Origin of the sequence: Lutimaribacter saemankumensis (assembly GCF_900100005.1) — a bacterium.
GTDB classification, from domain to species: Bacteria; Pseudomonadota; Alphaproteobacteria; order Rhodobacterales; family Rhodobacteraceae; genus Lutimaribacter; species Lutimaribacter saemankumensis.
This window is the reverse complement of the sequence record NZ_FNEB01000003.1, coordinates 143,479-160,161: the sequence shown is the minus strand read 5'-3', so window position 1 is coordinate 160,161 and position 16,683 is coordinate 143,479. Positions and strand designations below refer to the sequence as shown.

General features: G+C 64.2%; 16 protein-coding genes. 6 read left to right on the top strand and 10 right to left on the bottom strand.

Annotation, left to right across the window (positions count from 1 at the left end):
• Positions 1-60 precede the first annotated feature (60 nt).
• On the top strand, positions 61-1,458 hold the full coding sequence (locus BLT50_RS07960) for a helix-turn-helix domain-containing protein (protein WP_090028134.1): 1,398 nt from the start codon (positions 61-63) through the stop codon (positions 1,456-1,458).
• Positions 1,459-1,542: 84 nt separating this feature from the next.
• On the opposite strand, the gene BLT50_RS07955 is transcribed toward BLT50_RS07960, so the two are convergent.
• From BLT50_RS07955 to betI, 7 genes are all read right to left on the bottom strand, one after another.
• Positions 1,543-1,782 (bottom strand): HP1242/YdcH family protein, encoded by a 240-nt coding sequence (locus BLT50_RS07955; protein WP_090028133.1) that lies wholly within the window; start codon positions 1,780-1,782, stop codon positions 1,543-1,545.
• A 106-nt stretch (positions 1,783-1,888) separates the two neighbouring features.
• Positions 1,889-2,455, bottom strand: a complete 567-nt coding sequence (locus tag BLT50_RS07950) for a hemerythrin domain-containing protein (RefSeq protein WP_090028132.1) — start codon at positions 2,453-2,455, stop codon at positions 1,889-1,891.
• Positions 2,456-2,519: 64 nt separating this feature from the next.
• The gene (locus BLT50_RS07945; RefSeq protein ID WP_090028131.1) at positions 2,520-3,188 is read right to left on the bottom strand and encodes a thermonuclease family protein; all 669 of its coding nucleotides are present in this window, start codon (positions 3,186-3,188) and stop codon (positions 2,520-2,522) included.
• Positions 3,189-3,253: 65 nt separating this feature from the next.
• A complete protein-coding gene (gene betA, locus BLT50_RS07940; RefSeq protein ID WP_090028335.1) occupies positions 3,254-4,912 on the bottom strand; it encodes a choline dehydrogenase in 1,659 nt (552 codons plus the stop codon).
• A 25-nt stretch (positions 4,913-4,937) separates the two neighbouring features.
• A complete protein-coding gene (gene betB, locus BLT50_RS07935) occupies positions 4,938-6,398 on the bottom strand; it encodes a betaine-aldehyde dehydrogenase (protein ID WP_090028130.1) in 1,461 nt (486 codons plus the stop codon).
• A gap of 48 nt (positions 6,399-6,446) precedes the next feature.
• Complete coding sequence (gene betC / locus BLT50_RS07930; protein WP_090028129.1) at positions 6,447-7,955, bottom strand: choline-sulfatase; 1,509 nt, start codon at positions 7,953-7,955, stop codon at positions 6,447-6,449.
• Positions 7,952-8,536, bottom strand: a complete 585-nt coding sequence (gene betI / locus BLT50_RS07925) for a choline-binding transcriptional repressor BetI (protein WP_090028128.1) — start codon at positions 8,534-8,536, stop codon at positions 7,952-7,954. The genes betC and betI overlap by 4 nt, the downstream gene beginning before the upstream one ends.
• 93 nt (positions 8,537-8,629) lie before the next feature.
• Between betI and choX the strand changes: the two genes are divergently transcribed.
• Genes choX through choV form a run of 3 tightly spaced genes read left to right on the top strand, consistent with a single transcriptional unit; the run spans position 8,630 to position 11,481 of the window.
• Positions 8,630-9,556: a choline ABC transporter substrate-binding protein gene (gene choX / locus BLT50_RS07920; protein WP_090028127.1), complete on the top strand. Its 927-nt coding sequence runs from the start codon at positions 8,630-8,632 to the stop codon at positions 9,554-9,556.
• A gap of 54 nt (positions 9,557-9,610) precedes the next feature.
• A complete protein-coding gene (gene choW, locus BLT50_RS07915; RefSeq protein WP_090028126.1) occupies positions 9,611-10,462 on the top strand; it encodes a choline ABC transporter permease subunit in 852 nt (283 codons plus the stop codon).
• Entirely contained in the window at positions 10,459-11,481 is a 1,023-nt protein-coding gene (gene choV, locus BLT50_RS07910) for a choline ABC transporter ATP-binding protein (RefSeq protein WP_090028125.1), read from the top strand. The genes choW and choV overlap by 4 nt, the downstream gene beginning before the upstream one ends.
• Before the next feature lie 21 nt (positions 11,482-11,502).
• Here choV and BLT50_RS07905 read toward each other — a convergent pair whose 3' ends face one another.
• The 3 genes from BLT50_RS07905 to BLT50_RS07895 form a co-directional block, all read right to left on the bottom strand.
• Positions 11,503-12,411 (bottom strand): DMT family transporter, encoded by a 909-nt coding sequence (locus tag BLT50_RS07905; RefSeq protein ID WP_245723330.1) that lies wholly within the window; start codon positions 12,409-12,411, stop codon positions 11,503-11,505.
• Between the two features lie 42 nt (positions 12,412-12,453).
• Positions 12,454-13,050 (bottom strand): LysE/ArgO family amino acid transporter, encoded by a 597-nt coding sequence (locus tag BLT50_RS07900; protein ID WP_090028123.1) that lies wholly within the window; start codon positions 13,048-13,050, stop codon positions 12,454-12,456.
• A gap of 451 nt (positions 13,051-13,501) precedes the next feature.
• Positions 13,502-14,242: a YebC/PmpR family DNA-binding transcriptional regulator gene (locus BLT50_RS07895; RefSeq protein ID WP_090028122.1), complete on the bottom strand. Its 741-nt coding sequence runs from the start codon at positions 14,240-14,242 to the stop codon at positions 13,502-13,504.
• Positions 14,243-14,412: 170 nt separating this feature from the next.
• Here BLT50_RS07895 and bchE point away from each other — a divergent pair, with 170 nt between their 5' ends.
• Both bchE and bchJ read left to right on the top strand, forming a co-directional pair.
• The gene (gene bchE, locus BLT50_RS07890) at positions 14,413-16,074 is read left to right on the top strand and encodes a magnesium-protoporphyrin IX monomethyl ester anaerobic oxidative cyclase (protein ID WP_090028121.1); all 1,662 of its coding nucleotides are present in this window, start codon (positions 14,413-14,415) and stop codon (positions 16,072-16,074) included.
• The gene (gene bchJ / locus BLT50_RS07885) at positions 16,067-16,663 is read left to right on the top strand and encodes a bacteriochlorophyll 4-vinyl reductase (RefSeq protein WP_090028120.1); all 597 of its coding nucleotides are present in this window, start codon (positions 16,067-16,069) and stop codon (positions 16,661-16,663) included. Before bchE ends, bchJ begins: the two co-directional genes overlap by 8 nt.
• The last annotated feature ends 20 nt before the right edge of the window (positions 16,664-16,683 follow it).

Sequence of the window (16,683 nt, the reverse complement as noted above, 5' to 3'; positions counted from 1 at the left end):
CTGGACATCACCAGTTTGCAAAGGCAGTCTGCGTCAAACGCAAATCTGCAAAGCGACCCGATGCCCACGAAAAAACTCTATGCCGGCGCGAAACTGCGCGAGACGCGTCAGCGTCTTGGCCTGACCCAAAAGGATTTTGCCGCCAAGCTGGGCGTGTCCCTGCCCTATCTGAACCAGATGGAGAACAACAACCGCCCCGTCAGTACCACCGTGGTGCTGGCACTGGCGCAGGAGTTCGGGTTCGACGTGACCGAGCTTTCGACCGGCGACAGCGAAAGGCTGGTCAGCGACATGCGCGAAGCGATGGCCGACCCGATTTTTGGCGACAGCCCGCCACCGCTGGCCGATCTGCGGCTGACCGCGTCGAACGCGCCTGCACTGGCGCGCGCCTTCATCGACCTGCACCGCGCCTATCGGCAGACACACGAACGCCTTGCCAGCCTGGACGAAGCGCTGGGGCGCGAGGAATCGCGGCTGCAACCCAGCCCATGGGACGAGGTGCGCGACTTTTTCCACTATTGCGACAACTATATCGACGCGGTGGACCGCGCGGCAGAACATGCGGCATCCCAGGCAGGCCAGCGCCCCATGCGGCTTTATGCGCCCGAGATGCTGGAAAAGGCCGGGATCACACTGCGCGTGGCAGACAGCGACCGCCTGCGCCATTTCGATACCGAAGCCCGCACATTGACGCTGTCGAACCGCGCGGCGCCCGAAACCCAGACCTTTCAGATCCTGTTGCAGATCGCGCTTTTGCAGCAGAACAAGCTGCTTGAGGCGACGCTGGATTTCGCACGATTCCGCAGTGAAGAGGCCCGCGCCATCGCCAAGATCGGGCTGGCCAACTACTTTGCCGGGGCGGCGCTGATGCCTTACACTCGGTTTCTCGAAGCGGCGCAGGCCGACCGTCACGATCTGGAAAGGCTTGCCACCCGGTTTTCCGCCTCGATCGAACAGGTGGCGCACCGGCTGTCGACCTTGCAACGGCCGGGCGCCAAGGGCATCCCGTTCTTTTTCGTGCGCGTCGATCAGGCAGGCACCATCACCAAAAGGCACTCGGCCACGCGATTGCAATTCGCGCGCTTCGGCGGGGCCTGCCCGCTTTGGAACGTACACCGCGCGTTCGAAACGCCGGGGCGGTTTCTGCGGCAGCTTGCCGAAACGCCCGACGGGGTGCGCTATATCAACCTGGCCCGCGATGTCAGCAAACCGGGCGGCGCGTTCGGCGCGCCCACGCGGCGCTATGCCATCGCGCTGGGATGCGAGGTGCGCCACGCCGATGCGCTGGTCTATGCCGACGATCTGGACCTGACCAACCCGCGCGCCTACGAGCCCATCGGCATTTCGTGCCGTATTTGCGAGCGTACGAAGTGCCACCAGCGGTCGGTACCGCCACTGGAGCGGCGCCTTTCGATCGACAGTAACGAACGCGGCGTTCTGCCCTACCGGGTCGAGTGACATTCACGCGGAAGGGGCGGCACCCCGTGGCGCCGCCGCCCCCCGTTTTCATCCGCATGACTTTCGGAACTCGCCCGGCGCCAGTCAGGCCGCCGACAGCATCCGGTAGATCTCGTCCTTCAGCGCCGCGCGCTTCTTGCGCATTTCACCCATATGCAGATCGTCGGTGGGTTCCACATCGGTTTCGGCGCGGTGCACGGCGCGGTTAATCTCGTGATACTCATCCGCCAGCTTGGCGAAATGGGCATCCGCCGCCTTCATGGCGGACATCTTTTCAGCGAATTCGGGGAATTCTTCCTGCAGCTCGTGCGGGGTGTGGGACATTGCGCGGTCTCCTTCCTGAGTCTTTGTCGAAGGTCAGACTAGGCGGTTTGGCCGCACGCCATCCTTGATACGGATCAAACCGGGCGGCAGAGGCGAAAAAATTGCGTCATGCCATGTCGGCCCCGTATTCCAGCACAAGCGGCACGATCACCTCTTCCTCGTCGGTCAGGTGCCGGTCGAGGAACCGCTGGAACCCTTCGTGCCGGGCCAGCAGGGCGCCCGCCTCGTCCCGCGCGTTGCCGCCCTTCTGCAAGGCGCGCAGCACGGCGTTCGTATGGTCGGCCAGCGCATGCAGGTGCCCATCCAGCGCGTGGTGGTCGTGATCGAGCAGGTCGAACGCCCCCGAAACGCGCGCGTCCAGCGGTTTGAATTGAGGAAAGTAATGCGCGTCCTCAATCCCGTGGTGGCCATGCAATTGCTGCAGGAAGAACCCGGTGTAACGGCTGAGTTCCGCGCCATAACGCGGCCCGGCCTTGTCATCGAGATGCGCCTGCGTGTCGCCGATCAGCTTTTCCATGATCTGCCGGAACATCAGGTGGCGATCCAGCCAGAATGCCGTCAGCTCGTTGAAATTGGCATGCCCACGCCAGGTTTCGCGCGGGTATTTGTCGGCCAGAACGCGCAGGTGTTCGGGCAGTCCGGTGCGGGTGTCGAGGGTCAGCTTGCTATCCATGACCAAGACTTAGCCGAGAATCGCCACGCTGCCAGCCACCGCGATTGCACAGCCGGTGTGCAATTCAGCGGGCTGCACGGCGCCATCCCGCGGCGCGGGCCTCGGCCTCGGAACAGAACCAGCGTTCGCCCTTGGCGGTGTTGATGCGGGTGCGGCTGTACCATTCCTGCCCCGGCATATGGTAAATGCGCCGCCCCTTTGACGAAATGTTGCCCTTGATGACGCAGCCCGCAGGTGCGCCGGGATCGGACGCCGCCGCCAGCCCCGCGCGGCTGGCCCGGCGAAAGGCCGCGGGCGACTGGATGCCCGTGCCATGCAGGCCGCGATCCTTCACTGCGGCGGATTTTTCATCCAGATCGTAATCCCAGCTGTACTTGCGATAGGCGAATGCCAGCCCGTCGCGCACCAGCTCCTGACCGATGTCCTTGCCATCCACGAAACACTTGGCCACGACGCGGCCGTAGCGGTCCGTGTCGATCGCGCGGCACGTCGCGTGCCGCCCCTGGACGCGGGCGCGCAACTCGTTGCCGACCCACGCACCACAGGGCCAGGAGGGCGCGCCATTGCCGCCGCAGAACTGATCGGTTTCGGGGGCGTCGATGCCATGCAGGCGCACCGTTACCCCACCGACGCTAAGCGTATCGCCATCGACAACGCGCACGGTGCCCGAGGGATCGGCCAGAGTCACTGTGGCCAGAACGGAAAGGACGAGAGCAGCAGAGAGTCTTAACATTTGGTTAATTTCGGCACCGGCGCGCGCGAAATCAACGGCTGAAGTTAACGAATGTTAAGAATTGGTTAACGCTGCGAGGTCTGCCAGTCGGGATGCATCCAGGGCTGCGCGTTTTCAGGCGGCAACGGGTCCACCCCCAGGATGTGATCGCTGACCTTTTCGCCCACCATGATCGACGGCGCGTTCAGGTTTCCGTTGGTGATCCGCGGAAAGATCGAACTGTCGGCCACGCGCAGACCCGAAACGCCAATCACCCGCGCCTGCGCATCGACCACCGCTTGCGCGTCGTCGGCGCGCCCCATCCGGCAGGTACCGCAGGGGTGATAGGCGCTTTCGACATGCTCGCGGATGAAATCGTCCAGCGCGTCGTCGGATTGGACGGCGTCGCCGGGCTGGATCTCGTGTTTGACATACGGCTTGAAGGCATCCTGCGCGAAAATCTCGCGCGTGAGCCGGATCGCCTTGCGGAAGTCGCGCCAGTCGCTTTCGTCGCTCATGTAGTTGAACAGGATCTTCGGCGCGTCGCCCGGATCGGTGCTGCGCAGGCTGACCTGCCCCCGCGATACCGACCGCATCGGCCCGACATGCGCCTGGAACCCGTGCCCCTCGGCCGCGGTCTGCCCGTCATAGCGCACGGCGAGCGGCAGGAAATGATACTGGATATCGGGATAATCCACGCCCGCGCGGCTGCGGATGAACCCCGCGCTTTCGAACTGGTTCGATGCGCCGGGGCCGCGCCGGGCCAGCAGCCATTGCAGGCCGACCCAGGCCTTTCCGAACAGGTTCCAGTACTTGTAAAGGCTGACGGGCTGTTTCGCCGCCATCTGGATGTAAAGCTCCAGGTGGTCCTGCAGGTTCGCGCCGACGCCGGGCCGGTCGGCCACGACCTCTATGCCATGGGCCGCCAGATGCGCTGCCGGCCCGATCCCCGACAGCATCAGCAGCTTGGGCGAGTTGATGGCGGATGCCGCGACGATCACTTCGGTCCCGGCGCCGATGACCTCGGTGCGGCCGTTCCGCGTGACCTCGACCCCGGTTGCGCGGCCGCCCTCGATGATCACGCGCCGGGCGAAGGCGCGCACCAATGTGCAGTTCTGGCGCCGCAGCGCGGGCTTGAGGTAGGCACTGGCCGCCGACCAGCGCCGCCCTTGCCAGACGGTCATGTCGAAGGGGCCGAACCCTTCCTGCTGGTGGCCGTTGTAATCGCCCGTCGCGGGATAGCCCGCCTGCACGCCCGCCTCGACAAAGGCCCGGACCAGCGGGTTGTCGCGGCGTCCGCGCGTGACATGCAGCGGACCATCGGTGCCGCGCCAGGACGGGTCGCCGCCATGGCCGCCATCGTGCCAGTTCTCCATCCGTTTGAAATAGGGCAGCACATCGGCATAGCCCCAGCCATCGGCGCCCTGGTCGCGCCAGTGGTCGAAATCGCGGGCATGCCCACGGACATAGATCATCCCGTTGATCGAGGATGATCCGCCAATCACCTTGCCGCGCGGACAGGCCAGGCGCCGCCCGCCCAGATGCGGCTCGGGCTCGGTCGTGTAGCCCCAGTCATAGCGCGCCATGTTCATCGGATAGCTCAGCGCGCCGGGCATCTGGATGAAGGGGCCCGCGTCGCTGCCGCCATGCTCGATCACGATCACGCGCCGGCCGGCCTCGGCCAGCCTGTAGGCCATCGCGCACCCGGCGCTGCCTGCGCCGACGATCACGTATTCCGCTTTCATTTCGGACCCTTGCACCATGCCAACCTCAGAACGGCGCCTCGACCCGGCCCATGCGGACATAGACGGATTTCATCTGGCTGTAATGTTCGATGGCGGCCTTTGAATTCTCGCGCCCCACACCCGACATCTTGACCCCGCCAAAGGGCAGCTCGACCGGGGCATCGTTGTAGGAGTTCAGAAAACAGCTGCCCGCCTGCAGTGCCGCGATCACGCGGTGGCCACGTCGCAGGTCGCGGGTGAAGACACCCGCCGACAGACCGTATTCGGTGGCGTTGGCGCGGGCGATCACCTCGTCCTCGTCATCGAAATCCAGAACGCACATGACGGGGCCAAAGATCTCTTCGCGGGCAATGACCATGTCGTCGGTGACATCGGCAAAGACCGCGGGCGTGATCCAGTAGCCTGGCCGGTCGAGCCGCTGCCCGCCGGTGACCAGCCGCGCGCCTTCCCCGACGCCCTTGGCGATATAGGACTGCACGATCTGCAACTGTGCTTCGCTGACCATCGGGCCGAAACTGGTGGCCGGGTCCAGCGGGTCGCCGATCACCGCCCCCTGCAGCCGCTCGGCAAGGCGGTCAAGGAACGTATCGCGGATCGAACGGTGGACGAACACCCGCGTGCCGTTGGAACAGACCTGCCCCGAAGAATAGAAATTGCCAAGGATCGCACCGCCCACCGCATCGTCGAGATCGGCATCCTCGAAGATCACCAGCGGCGACTTGCCCCCCAACTCCATCGTGACATGCTTCATCTCGGCGGCGGCAGCGGCGTAGACCCGTTTGCCCGTAGGCACCGAGCCGGTCAGCGATACCTTGGCGACGCGAGGATCGGTCGTCAGTGCCGCGCCGACCCGGCCCGCCCCCTGCACGACGTTGAACAGACCCGGCGGTGCACCCGCCTCGGTCAGGATTTCGGCCACCTTCAGCGCGCAAAGCGGCGTCGTCTCGGAGGGCTTGAACACCATCGCATTGCCGCAGGCCAGCGCGGGCGCCGCCTTCCAGCAGGCGATCTGGGTGGGGTAGTTCCACGCCCCCAGCCCCACGCACACCCCCAGCGGTTCGCGCATCGTATAGGCCCAGTCGCCCCCAGGCAGCGGGATATGCTCGCCCGTCAGGCTGCCGGCCAGACCGCCGAAATATTCCAGCGCATCCGCGCCACTGGTGGCGTCGGCCACGCTGGTTTCCTGGTACGGTTTGCCGGTATCGCGGGTTTCCAGAACGCTGAGGTCGTGATTGCGCGCGCCGATGATGTCGGCCGCCCGGCGCAGCACCCGGCCCCGTTCCGTCCCGCTTAGCGCGGCCCATTCCGCCTGCGCTTCCCGCGCCGCGTCGAGCGCCCGGTCGACGATCGCCGGCGTCGCCTCGTGCAACGTGGCGATCACCTCGCCCGTGGCGGGATAGTTCACCTCCATCGGCGCGCCTGCGCTGTCTTCGACATAGGCGCCGTGGACATAATGGCTGGCAACAGGCTGGGTCGGATAGGTCATTGCGGAATTACCGCCTCCGGCGGGAGTATTTGCAGCAAGATGAAGGGGTTATTCGCCACGCGGGAAACGTTGGTTTTCCTCCAGCACGTTCAGATCCATGTGGTTGCGCATGTAGCGTTCCGAGGCTTTCTGAAGCGGCTGGTAATCCCAGGGGAAATACCCGCCCTGGCGCAACGCCTCGTAGACGACCCAGCGGCGGGCCTGGCTTTGGCGCACCTCGGCATCGAAGCGTTCCAGATCCCAGCGCGCGGCGGCCATGATGCGGAACCGCTCCAGCGTGTCGGCATGGGCGGGATCGTCCGCGAGATCCGTCAGTTCCAGCGGATCGGCCTGCAGGTCGAAAAGCTGTTCGGGATCGAGCGCGCAGTTCGTATATTTCCAGCGCCCCTCGCGCAGGGCGACCATCGGGGAATAGGATGCCTCGGCGGCGTATTCCATCGCCACCGGGCTTTTGCGGCGTGCGCCCTGCCCCAGCGGCACAAGGCTTTCGCCAGTGGTCCAGGGCATCACCTCATCCATCGGCACACCGGCCAGATCGCAGAGCGTGGGGCAGATATCGATGTTGCTGACCGGATCGGAGACAAGGCCCGGCTGCATCTGCGGTGCCGCGATCATGAGCGGCACACGCGCCGAGCCTTCATAGAACGACATCTTGAACCACAGGCCGCGTTCTCCCAGCATGTCGCCGTGATCGGACACGAAAAGGATGATCGCTTCCTGCCGGGTCGCCTCGAGCGCTTCGAGCACCTCGCCGATCTTGTCGTCGAGATACGAGATATTGGCGAAATAGGCCCGCCGCGACCGGGCGATGTGATCGTCGGTGATGTCGTAGCTGCGCCAGTCGTTGGCATCGAAGATGCGCTGGCTGTGCGGGTCGTGATCGTCATAGGCCATCGCCGGCACCTGCGGGGCGAGATGCGCGCAATCCTCGTAGAGATCCCAGTATTTGCGCCGCGCGACATAGGGGTCATGCGGGTGGGTGAAGCTGACGGTCAGGCACCAGGGGCGGTCGTCCTTGCCGCGCGCAAGATCATAGACCTTTTGCACGCCGTGAAACGCCACTTCGTCGTCGTATTCCATCTGGTTGGTGATCTCGGCCACACCCGCGCCGGTGACCGAGCCCATGTTGTGATACCACCAGTCGATCCGTTCCCCCGGTTTGCGGTAATCTGGCGTCCAGCCGAAATCGGGCGGGTAGATATCCGTGGTCAGGCGGCTTTCGAACCCATGAAGCTGGTCGGGGCCCACGAAATGCATCTTGCCGGACAGGCAGGTGTAATAGCCCGCCCTCCGCAGGTGATGGGCGAAGGTGGGGATGGACGAGGCGAATTCCGCCGCATTGTCGTAAACGCCGGTCTGGCTGGGCAATTGCCCCGACATGAAGGCCGCCCGACCCGGCGCGCAAAGCGGGCTGGCGGTGTAGGCGTTGGCAAATCTCGTGGACCGTTCCGCAAGCTTGCGCAGGTTTGGCACATGCAGCCAGTCGGCAGGCCCATCGGGGAAGAACGTGCCGTTCAACTGGTCGACCATGAAGATCAGGATGTTCGGACATGTCATTTCGCGGCTCTTTCCAGTTCGAGTTCGAGATACCCCAGCACCTGCGCCGCGGCCTGCGCGCCCTGCGGCGCATCGCGCCCGAGGCTTTGCTGCAGGTAAACGCCGTCGATCAGCGCCGCGATGCGGTCGGCCGCACCGGCGGCGCGCGCACCGATCAGCGGGCGCAGCGCATGGGTCAGATTCGCGCGAAGCCGGCGCTGGTAGATGATCAGCAGCCGCCTTGCCTGGGGTGCGCGCCGGGCCAGCACGTAGAAATTCATCCAGGCGGCCACGGTGTCGGCGCGGAAATTGCGCGGGCTGAACGAGGCGCGCACGATCGCCTCGACCCGGCCCTGCGGGCCTTCCGCCATGGCCAGCGCGCCGCGCACCTCGGCGGCATAGACACCCATCGTATGGCGCATCGCGGCCACGAGGATCTGCTCCTTGCCGCCGAAATAATGATGCGCCAGCGCCGAGGACATCCCCGCGCGCCTTGCGATCTGCGCGACGCTGACATCCAGCGTGCCGACCTTGCCGATCTCGGCAATCGTGGCTTTCACCAGCGCGTCGCGGCGTATAGGCTCCATCCCGAGCTTGGGCATGATCTGCGACCCCCGAGTTGACTTCGAATGACCTAATTGGTTTTTTATTGACTCGTCAATCAATAATAAAACCACACAACATGGAGACCCGTAATGAGCCTGAAACACACGCTATCCGCCCTGGCCCTGATGGCCGCTGCCCCTGCGGTACTGGCCGATTGCGGCACGGTGCGCTTCTCGGATGTGGGCTGGACCGACATCACGGCCACCACCGCCGCCACCACAACCGTGCTGCAGGCACTGGGGTATGAAACCGACGTCAAGGTTCTGTCCGTGCCGGTCACCTACACGTCGATGGCCGCCGGCGACATCGACGTCTTCCTGGGCAACTGGATGCCCACGATGGAAGGCGACATCGCCCCCTACCGCGATGCCGGAACCGTCGATACCGTCCGCGCGAACCTGGAAGGCGCGAAATACACCCTGGCCACCAATGCCGCCGGCGCCGAGATGGGCATCCGCGATTTCGCCGACATCGCCGCCCAGGGCGAGGCGCTGGACGAAACCATCTATGGCATCGAGCCGGGCAACGACGGCAACCGCCTGATCATGGACATGATTTCCGCCGACGCGTTCGGCCTGTCCGGTTTCGAGGTCAAGGAAAGCTCGGAACAGGGGATGCTGGCACAGGTCGGCCGCGCCGACAGCCGGGGTGAGCCCGTGGTGTTCCTTGCCTGGGAGCCGCACCCGATGAACGCGAAATACGACCTGACCTACCTGACCGGCGGCGATGACTGGTTCGGCCCCAACCTGGGCGGCGCGACCGTCTATACCAACACGAGGGCCGGGTATGTCGCCGAATGCCCGAACGTGGGCAAGCTGCTGGAAAACCTGGAATTCTCGCTGGCCATGGAAAACGAGATCATGGGCGCGATCCTGAATGACGGCGAAGATCCCGACGATGCGGCAAGCGCCTGGCTCAAGGCCAATCCGGGCGTTCTGGACGGCTGGCTCGATGGTGTGACGACCAAGGATGGCGGCGACGCTATGGCCGCCGTCAAATCGTCGCTCGGCCTGTAAAGAAGAGGCGCGGCGCGGGATCACCCGCGCCGCCAATCCGACGAAGGGACAGACATGGCCGACAGCGCCTTCAGCGACTGGATGCACGAGAACAAGATACCGATCGGCGACTGGGCCGAGGACGGTTTCGACTGGTTGCAGCGCAATTTTTCAGTGGTCTTCGACGGGCTGTCGGACGCCCTTGAGGCATTGATCGACGCGATCCTGTGGGTGCTGCAGACGCCCCACCCGCTGGTCGTGATCGGCGCGTTTGCCGCCCTCGCCTTTGCGCTGCACCGCCGCTGGCAGGCGCCCGCGCTGATCGTGGCGGGGTTCCTGTTCATCCTCAACCAGGGCTATTGGGAGGAAACGACCGAAAGCCTGACCCTCGTGCTGTCGGCCTGTGTCGTGTGCATGGGGCTGGGTGTGCCGATCGGCATCGCCGCCGCCCACCGGCCCAGGCTGTATGCCGGGATGCGGCCCGTGCTCGACCTGATGCAGACGCTGCCCGCCTTTGTCTATCTCATTCCCGCGATTGTCTTTTTCGGCATCGGTATGGTGCCGGGCCTGATCGCCACCGTGATCTTCGTGCTGCCGGCGCCGATCCGGTTGACCCATCTCGGCATCACCGCCACGCCCAAACCATTGCTCGAGGCCGCGCAGGCGTTCGGCGCGACACCGCGCCAGACGCTGTGGAAGGTCGAGCTGCCCTATGCCCTGCCGCAGATCATGGCCGGGCTGAACCAGACGATCATGCTGTCGCTGTCGATGGTGGTGATCGCCGCGCTTGTCGGCGCCGACGGTCTGGGCGTGCCAGTGGTCCGTGCGCTCAACCAGGTGAATACCGGGCTAGGGTTCGAATCCGGGTTCGTGATCGTGGTGCTGGCGATCCTTCTTGACCGTCTTCTCAGGGTGGACCGCAAATGAGCGCCGTCAGCTTTCACAACGTGTCGATCGTCTTTGGCGACAAGCCCAAGACCGCCCTGCCGCTGATGGACGACGGCAAATCCCGCGAAGATGTACAGCGCGACACCGGCCAGGTGCTGGGCGTGCACGATTGCAGCCTCGAGGTGGCCGAGGGCGAAATCCTTGTGCTGATGGGGCTTTCCGGGTCCGGCAAATCCACGCTGCTGCGCGCGGTCAACGCGCTGAACCCGGTGGTGCGCGGCCATGTGGAGCTGGCCACGCCCGAGGGCCGCGTGAACGTGACCGCCGCCGATCCCGCGACGTTGCGCCGGCTGCGGCAGAAAACCGTGGCGATGGTGTTCCAGCAATTCGGCCTGCTACCCTGGCGCAGCGTGCGCGAGAACGTCTGGCTGGGGCTGGAACTGGCGGGTATGCCGAAATCCGAACGCAGCGCCCGCACAGACGAGGAACTGGCCCTGGTCGGCCTGTCCGACTGGGCCGACCGCAAGGTGGGTGAACTGTCGGGCGGCATGCAGCAGCGCGTTGGCCTGGCCCGCGCCTTCGCCACCCGCGCACCCGTCCTGCTGATGGACGAGCCGTTTTCCGCGCTCGACCCGCTGATCCGCACCCGGCTGCAGGACGAGTTGCTGGACCTGCAGGAACAGCGCAAACGCACGATCATCTTCGTCAGCCACGACCTCGACGAGGCGTTCAAGATCGGCAACCGCATCGCCATCATGGAAGGCGGGCGCATCGTCCAGTGCGGCACCCCGCAAGAGATTTTCACCAACCCCGCCACCGAATACGTCGCCGATTTCGTGGCACATATGAACCCACTGGGCGTGCTGTGCGCGCGCGACGTGATGGAGCCGGCGACAGCCGCCACCGGCATCACCCTGCCCGATGACGCGACGATCCAGCAGGTCATGGAGGCCGCCCGCAATTCCGAGGCGCCAGTCGGCGTCACCAGCAATGGCGAACTGGTGGGCCAGATCACGCGCGCCCGGATCTTCGACAAACTTCTGGACCCGCGCGGCTGAACGGTCTTTGCCGGGCGCGGATCAGACCTTGGTCGCGGGCGCTGCTGGCGTCACCGCGCGGCGTTTCAACATCGCCTCGCGCCAGGTGATGAAGCTGACCGATCCAAGAATGACAAGCCCGCCGACGATCACCCAAGGGTCGACCGCCTCGCCAAAGAACACGGCGCCGACAAGTACCGCCCAGACAAGCTGAAGGAAGGTGACGGGTTGCGTCACCGTCAGCGGCGCGCATCGAAAGGCCAGCGTCATCGTGTAATGTCCGCTGGTCGCAAGGCAGGCCACGCCGAACAGCACCGCAATCGTGTGCAGGTCGGTCGGAACCCAGACGCTGGCCGCCATCGGCGCCAGCCCCACAGTAACCCAGAGCGACAGCATGCCCACCACGACAATCGCGTTCACCTCGTCGGTCAGAACCTTGGCCAGCAGGTAGGACGCCCCGAAAACCACTGCCGCCAGAAGCATCGCCATATGCCCGGCGCCCACTTCGCGAAAGCCCGGGCGCAGGATGATCAGCGCGCCGATCAGCGCCACGACCACCGCGATCACACGCCGCAGCGCCAGTCGCTCACCCAGGAAAAGTGCTGCGCCTATCGTGACATAGATGGGCGAGAGATAGTTCATCGCCGTCACGTCCGCGATGGGGATTCGCGCCATCGCGAAGAACCACAAGGAAACCCCCGCCGAATGGGCAAGGCCGCGCAACGTGAACAGGCCCCATTGCCGGCGTGTCAGGCGGGCGTTCAGGATCGGCCGGATCATGGGAATCACGAAAATCAGGCCCAGCGCATAGCGGATGAAGGCCGCCTGAGGCGCGGGAATATCCGTGCCAAGGTACTTCACCAACGCCGTCACGCCCACGAAAAGGATGCCTGTGACCAGCATCCAGAAGACCCCCAGAACCGGGCGTTGTGTCGCAGGCGATGTGCTCATGCGCACATTGAACACATGTTAACGCGTTAACTTCAAGTGGGCTCATCCACCCAGCACAAGCTTTGCAGCGATAGCCCACATGATGGCCCCCACAAGGACGTCGAGGACGCGCCAGGCCACCGGCCGTGCGAACAGGGGGGCCAGCAGGCGCGCGCCGTATCCCAGCGAAAAGAAGAACACGAAACTGGCCGTCATGGCCCCCAGGGCAAAGGCCACCGCGTTGTCGTACTGCGCCGAGATCGACCCAAGCAGAACCACCGTATCCAGATAGACATGCGGATTGAGCCAGGTCAGCGCCAGGCAGGTCAGCAGCGCCGTGCGCAGGCTGCCAGCCGCCCGGCCCACCTCCATCGCCTCACCGCCGCGCCACGCCGCGCGAAAGGCGCGCGCGCCATAGACTGTCAGAAACGTCGCACCGCCATATCGCATGACGGATTCCAGCCAAGGCAGGGCTTCGGCCAGCGCACCGAACCCCGCAACGCCCGCCGCGATCAGCGCCGCATCGGACAGCGCACAGGTCAGGACGATCGGGAACACATGTTCGCGCCGCAGCCCCTGCCGCAAAACGAATGCGTTCTGCGCCCCGATCGCAAGTATCAGCGAAAACCCCAGCGAAAACCCTGCAACAGCCGCACCCATGCCATGCCCTCTTTTTCAAGCGGCGATAGACTGCCCCGAGGGTCCACGCAATAGGGCGCAGTTCCGGCGCAAAACAGTACAAAACAGCGTGCGAACGCCGCACCCGGACAGGGCTTGGGAAAAACCGTGGGCAGTCTTGCAAAAAAACAAGTGCCGGGCTCTATCCTGTGAATAACTTGGACGCTTCCATCGTGAAAATGAAAGTCACAAGAGATGGCGGCACCCATGATTGCGTGACATCAGACACGCACGGATGCGGCAAAACTCCTGAGAGAATGAATCAAAAGCGTACCGCAATCCTTTGGATTTTCGGGCTTTCGTGCGAATTTCGATTTCGTCGCGATTTTAGCCGACTTTCCGGTCATTCATGCGATGTGGGGACACGCCTGTTGCGCACATGAAAACGGCGCCGCAAATTGCAGCGCCGCAACGATTTTTCGCTCTGGCAGGATCAGAGCTGCGCCATTACTTCGTCGGACGCTTCGAAATTGGTGGTGACGCGCTGCACGTCGTCGTCATCCTCAAGCGCGTCGATCAGCTTCATCAATTTCTGCATGCCGTCGAGGTCCAGATCGGTCGTGGTGGTGGGCTTCCACACCAGCTTGGTGCTTTCGCTTTCCCCCAGCTCAGCCTCGAGCGCGGTGGCCACATCGTTCAGATCGGTGTCCGCACACCAGATGACATGGCCGTCCTCGCTGCTTTCCACGTCCTCGGCCCCCGCTTCGATCGCGGCCATCATCACGGTGTCGGCATCGCCCACATCCGCCGGGTACACGACCTCGCCCTTGCGTTCGAACATGAAACCGACGCTGCCGGTTTCGCCGAGGTTGCCCCCGTTCTTGGAAAAGGTCGACCGCACGTTCGACGCGGTGCGGTTGCGGTTGTCGGTCATCGCCTCGACGATCACGGCGACGCCGCTGGGGCCATAGCCCTCGTAGCGGATTTCCTCGTATTCTTCGCCCTCACCGCCGATGGCCTTCTTGATGGCCCGTTCGATGTTGTCCTTGGGCATGGACTGCGACTTGGCCTCTTTCACGGCCAGGCGCAGACGGGGGTTCTTGTCCGGGTCGGGGTCGCCCATCTTGGCGGCGATGGTGATTTCCTTCGACAGCTTGGAAAACAGCTTGGCCCGCACGGCGTCCTGACGCCCTTTGCGATGCTGGATGTTTGCCCATTTTGAATGGCCTGCCATGGTGCACTCCCCGAGGAAAAACTTGCGCCCGTGTCTATAGGCGAAAGGCCGTGGCGGGTTCAATCCCCTACCACACGGTCAAGCGCGCGCATTTTCATGAGTTGATCTGTGTCAAGTAAAGTTGACAGATGTGATGTTAGCTTGGCGATACACAATGGGGAGTCCTGCCTATGCGTATCGTCCTTGTCCACCCGAATTACCATTCCGGCGGCGCCGAGATCGCCGGGAACTGGCCGCCCGCCTGGGTGGCCTATCTCGCCGGCCACCTGCGCGATGCGGGATATACCGATGTCACCTTTCTGGATGCAATGACCAACCACATGGAAGACGGCGAACTGGCCGCAAAACTGGCCGAGTTGCAGCCGGATGTCGTGGGCGTCACTGCGATCACGCCGTCGATCTACAAGGCCGAAGAGGTGCTGAAGATCGCGCAAAGCGTGGTGCCGGATGCGGTGCGGGTGCTGGGCGGGGTGCACGCGACCTTCATGTACAAGCAGGTTCTGTCCGAAGCGCCATGGGCCGACGTCATCGTACGCGGCGAAGGAGAAGAGGTTTTCACCAATCTCGTCAAAGCGATAGATGACGGCCGGTGGCCAGACGACCGCAAGCGGATTCACGGCCTGGCCTATCGCGATGGCGAACGGATCGTGGCGACGCAAGCGGCCTCGACCGTCAAGGATCTCGATGCGATCAACCCCGACTGGTCGCTTCTGGAGTGGGACAAGTACATCTACATCCCGCTGAACAAGAAGGTCGCCATCCCCAACATGGCGCGCGGTTGCCCGTTCACATGCTCGTTCTGCAGCCAGTGGAAGTTCTGGCGCGACTACCGTGTGCGCGACCCCATAAAGGTCGTCGACGAGATCGAAGACCTGGTCGAGAACCACGATGTCGGCTTTTTCATCCTCGCCGACGAGGAACCCACCATCAACCGCAAGAAATTCATCCAGTTCTGCGAGGAACTGATCCGCCGCGACCTGCCCCGTCGTGTCCAATGGGGGATCAACACCCGCGTCACCGACATTTACCGCGACCGCGAGTTGCTGAAATTCTACCGCAAGGCCGGGCTGGTGCATGTGTCGCTCGGCACCGAGGCGGCCGCGCAGCTCAAGCTCGACATGTTCAACAAGGAAACCAAGGTCGAGGAAAACAAGGAGGCGATCCGCCTCCTGCGCGAGGCCGACATCTTCACCGAGGCGCAGTTCATCGTCGGGCTGGACAACGAAACGCCCGAAACGCTTGAAGAAACCTTCCAGATGGCGTGGGACTGGCAGCCCGACCTGGCCAACTGGTCGATGTACACGCCCTGGCCTTTCACGCCGCTGTTCCAGGATCTCAAGGACCAGGTCGAGGTATTCGACTTCTCGAAATACAACTTCGTCACCCCGATCATGAAACCCGCCGCGATGACGCGGGGCGAGTTGCTGGACGGCGTGATGAAGAATTACCGCCGCTTCTACATGCGCAAGGCGTTGTTCCACTATCCGTGGCGCGGCACCGGGTATCGCCGACGCTACCTGCTGGGATGTCTAAAAGCATTCCTGAAGGCGGGTGTCGGGCGCACCTTCTATGACCTTGGCAAGGCCGGGTATTGGGGGCCGCAAACCAAGGGCAAGGTCGATTTCCATTTCGACGAAACCCGCACCATCGCCGAGGCACAGATGGAGGATTGGGAAGCCGCCGCCGACCGTGCCGCCCGCGCCGCGGAAAGACGCGAGGCCGTGCGTGCACAAGGCAAGGAACGCGCGGCGGAACGCAACGCACTCAAGATGCCCGAGGACGCCGCCAAGGTCATGGCCTGTGGCGGCAGCACGGAGCAAATGGATGCTTGACCATTCCGGCCTCACCGGGGGCCGGATCGGCCCCAACGCCCTGATGCAGCTGGCCCCCGTGCTGGACCGCACCGAGGGCGAGGCCGCGCGGCGCGCCCTTTTCGCCGCGCATGGCCTGATGGAGGTGCCTGACGGCAGCGCGATGATCGACGAAGGTCTTGTAGCCGCGATCCACCAGGACATGCGCCTGCGTTTTCCGCACGAGGCACGTTCAATGGCGCGCAAGGCGGGGCTGGCCACCGGCGATTACATCCTTGCCAACCGGATTCCGGCCCCGGCGCGGGCACTTTTGCGGACCCTGCCCGCGCCGCTGGCTGCGCGGGCACTGACGCGGGCGATCACCGCCCATGCCTGGACATTCTGCGGCACCGGGCGGCTTGCGGCGCATCCTGGCCATCCGACGGTGTTCGAGATCGCCGCCAACCCGGTCGTGCGCGGCGAAATCCGCATGCGCCCGATCTGCGACTGGCACGCGGCGGTGTTCGAACGGCTGTTTTCGGCGCTCGTCCACCGACAGGCCCGCGTGCGCGAGGTGACGTGCTGCGCGATGGGCCATGATGCCTGCCGGTTTGAGATACGGTGGAAATAGCCCCCCCGTGACGCGCCCCC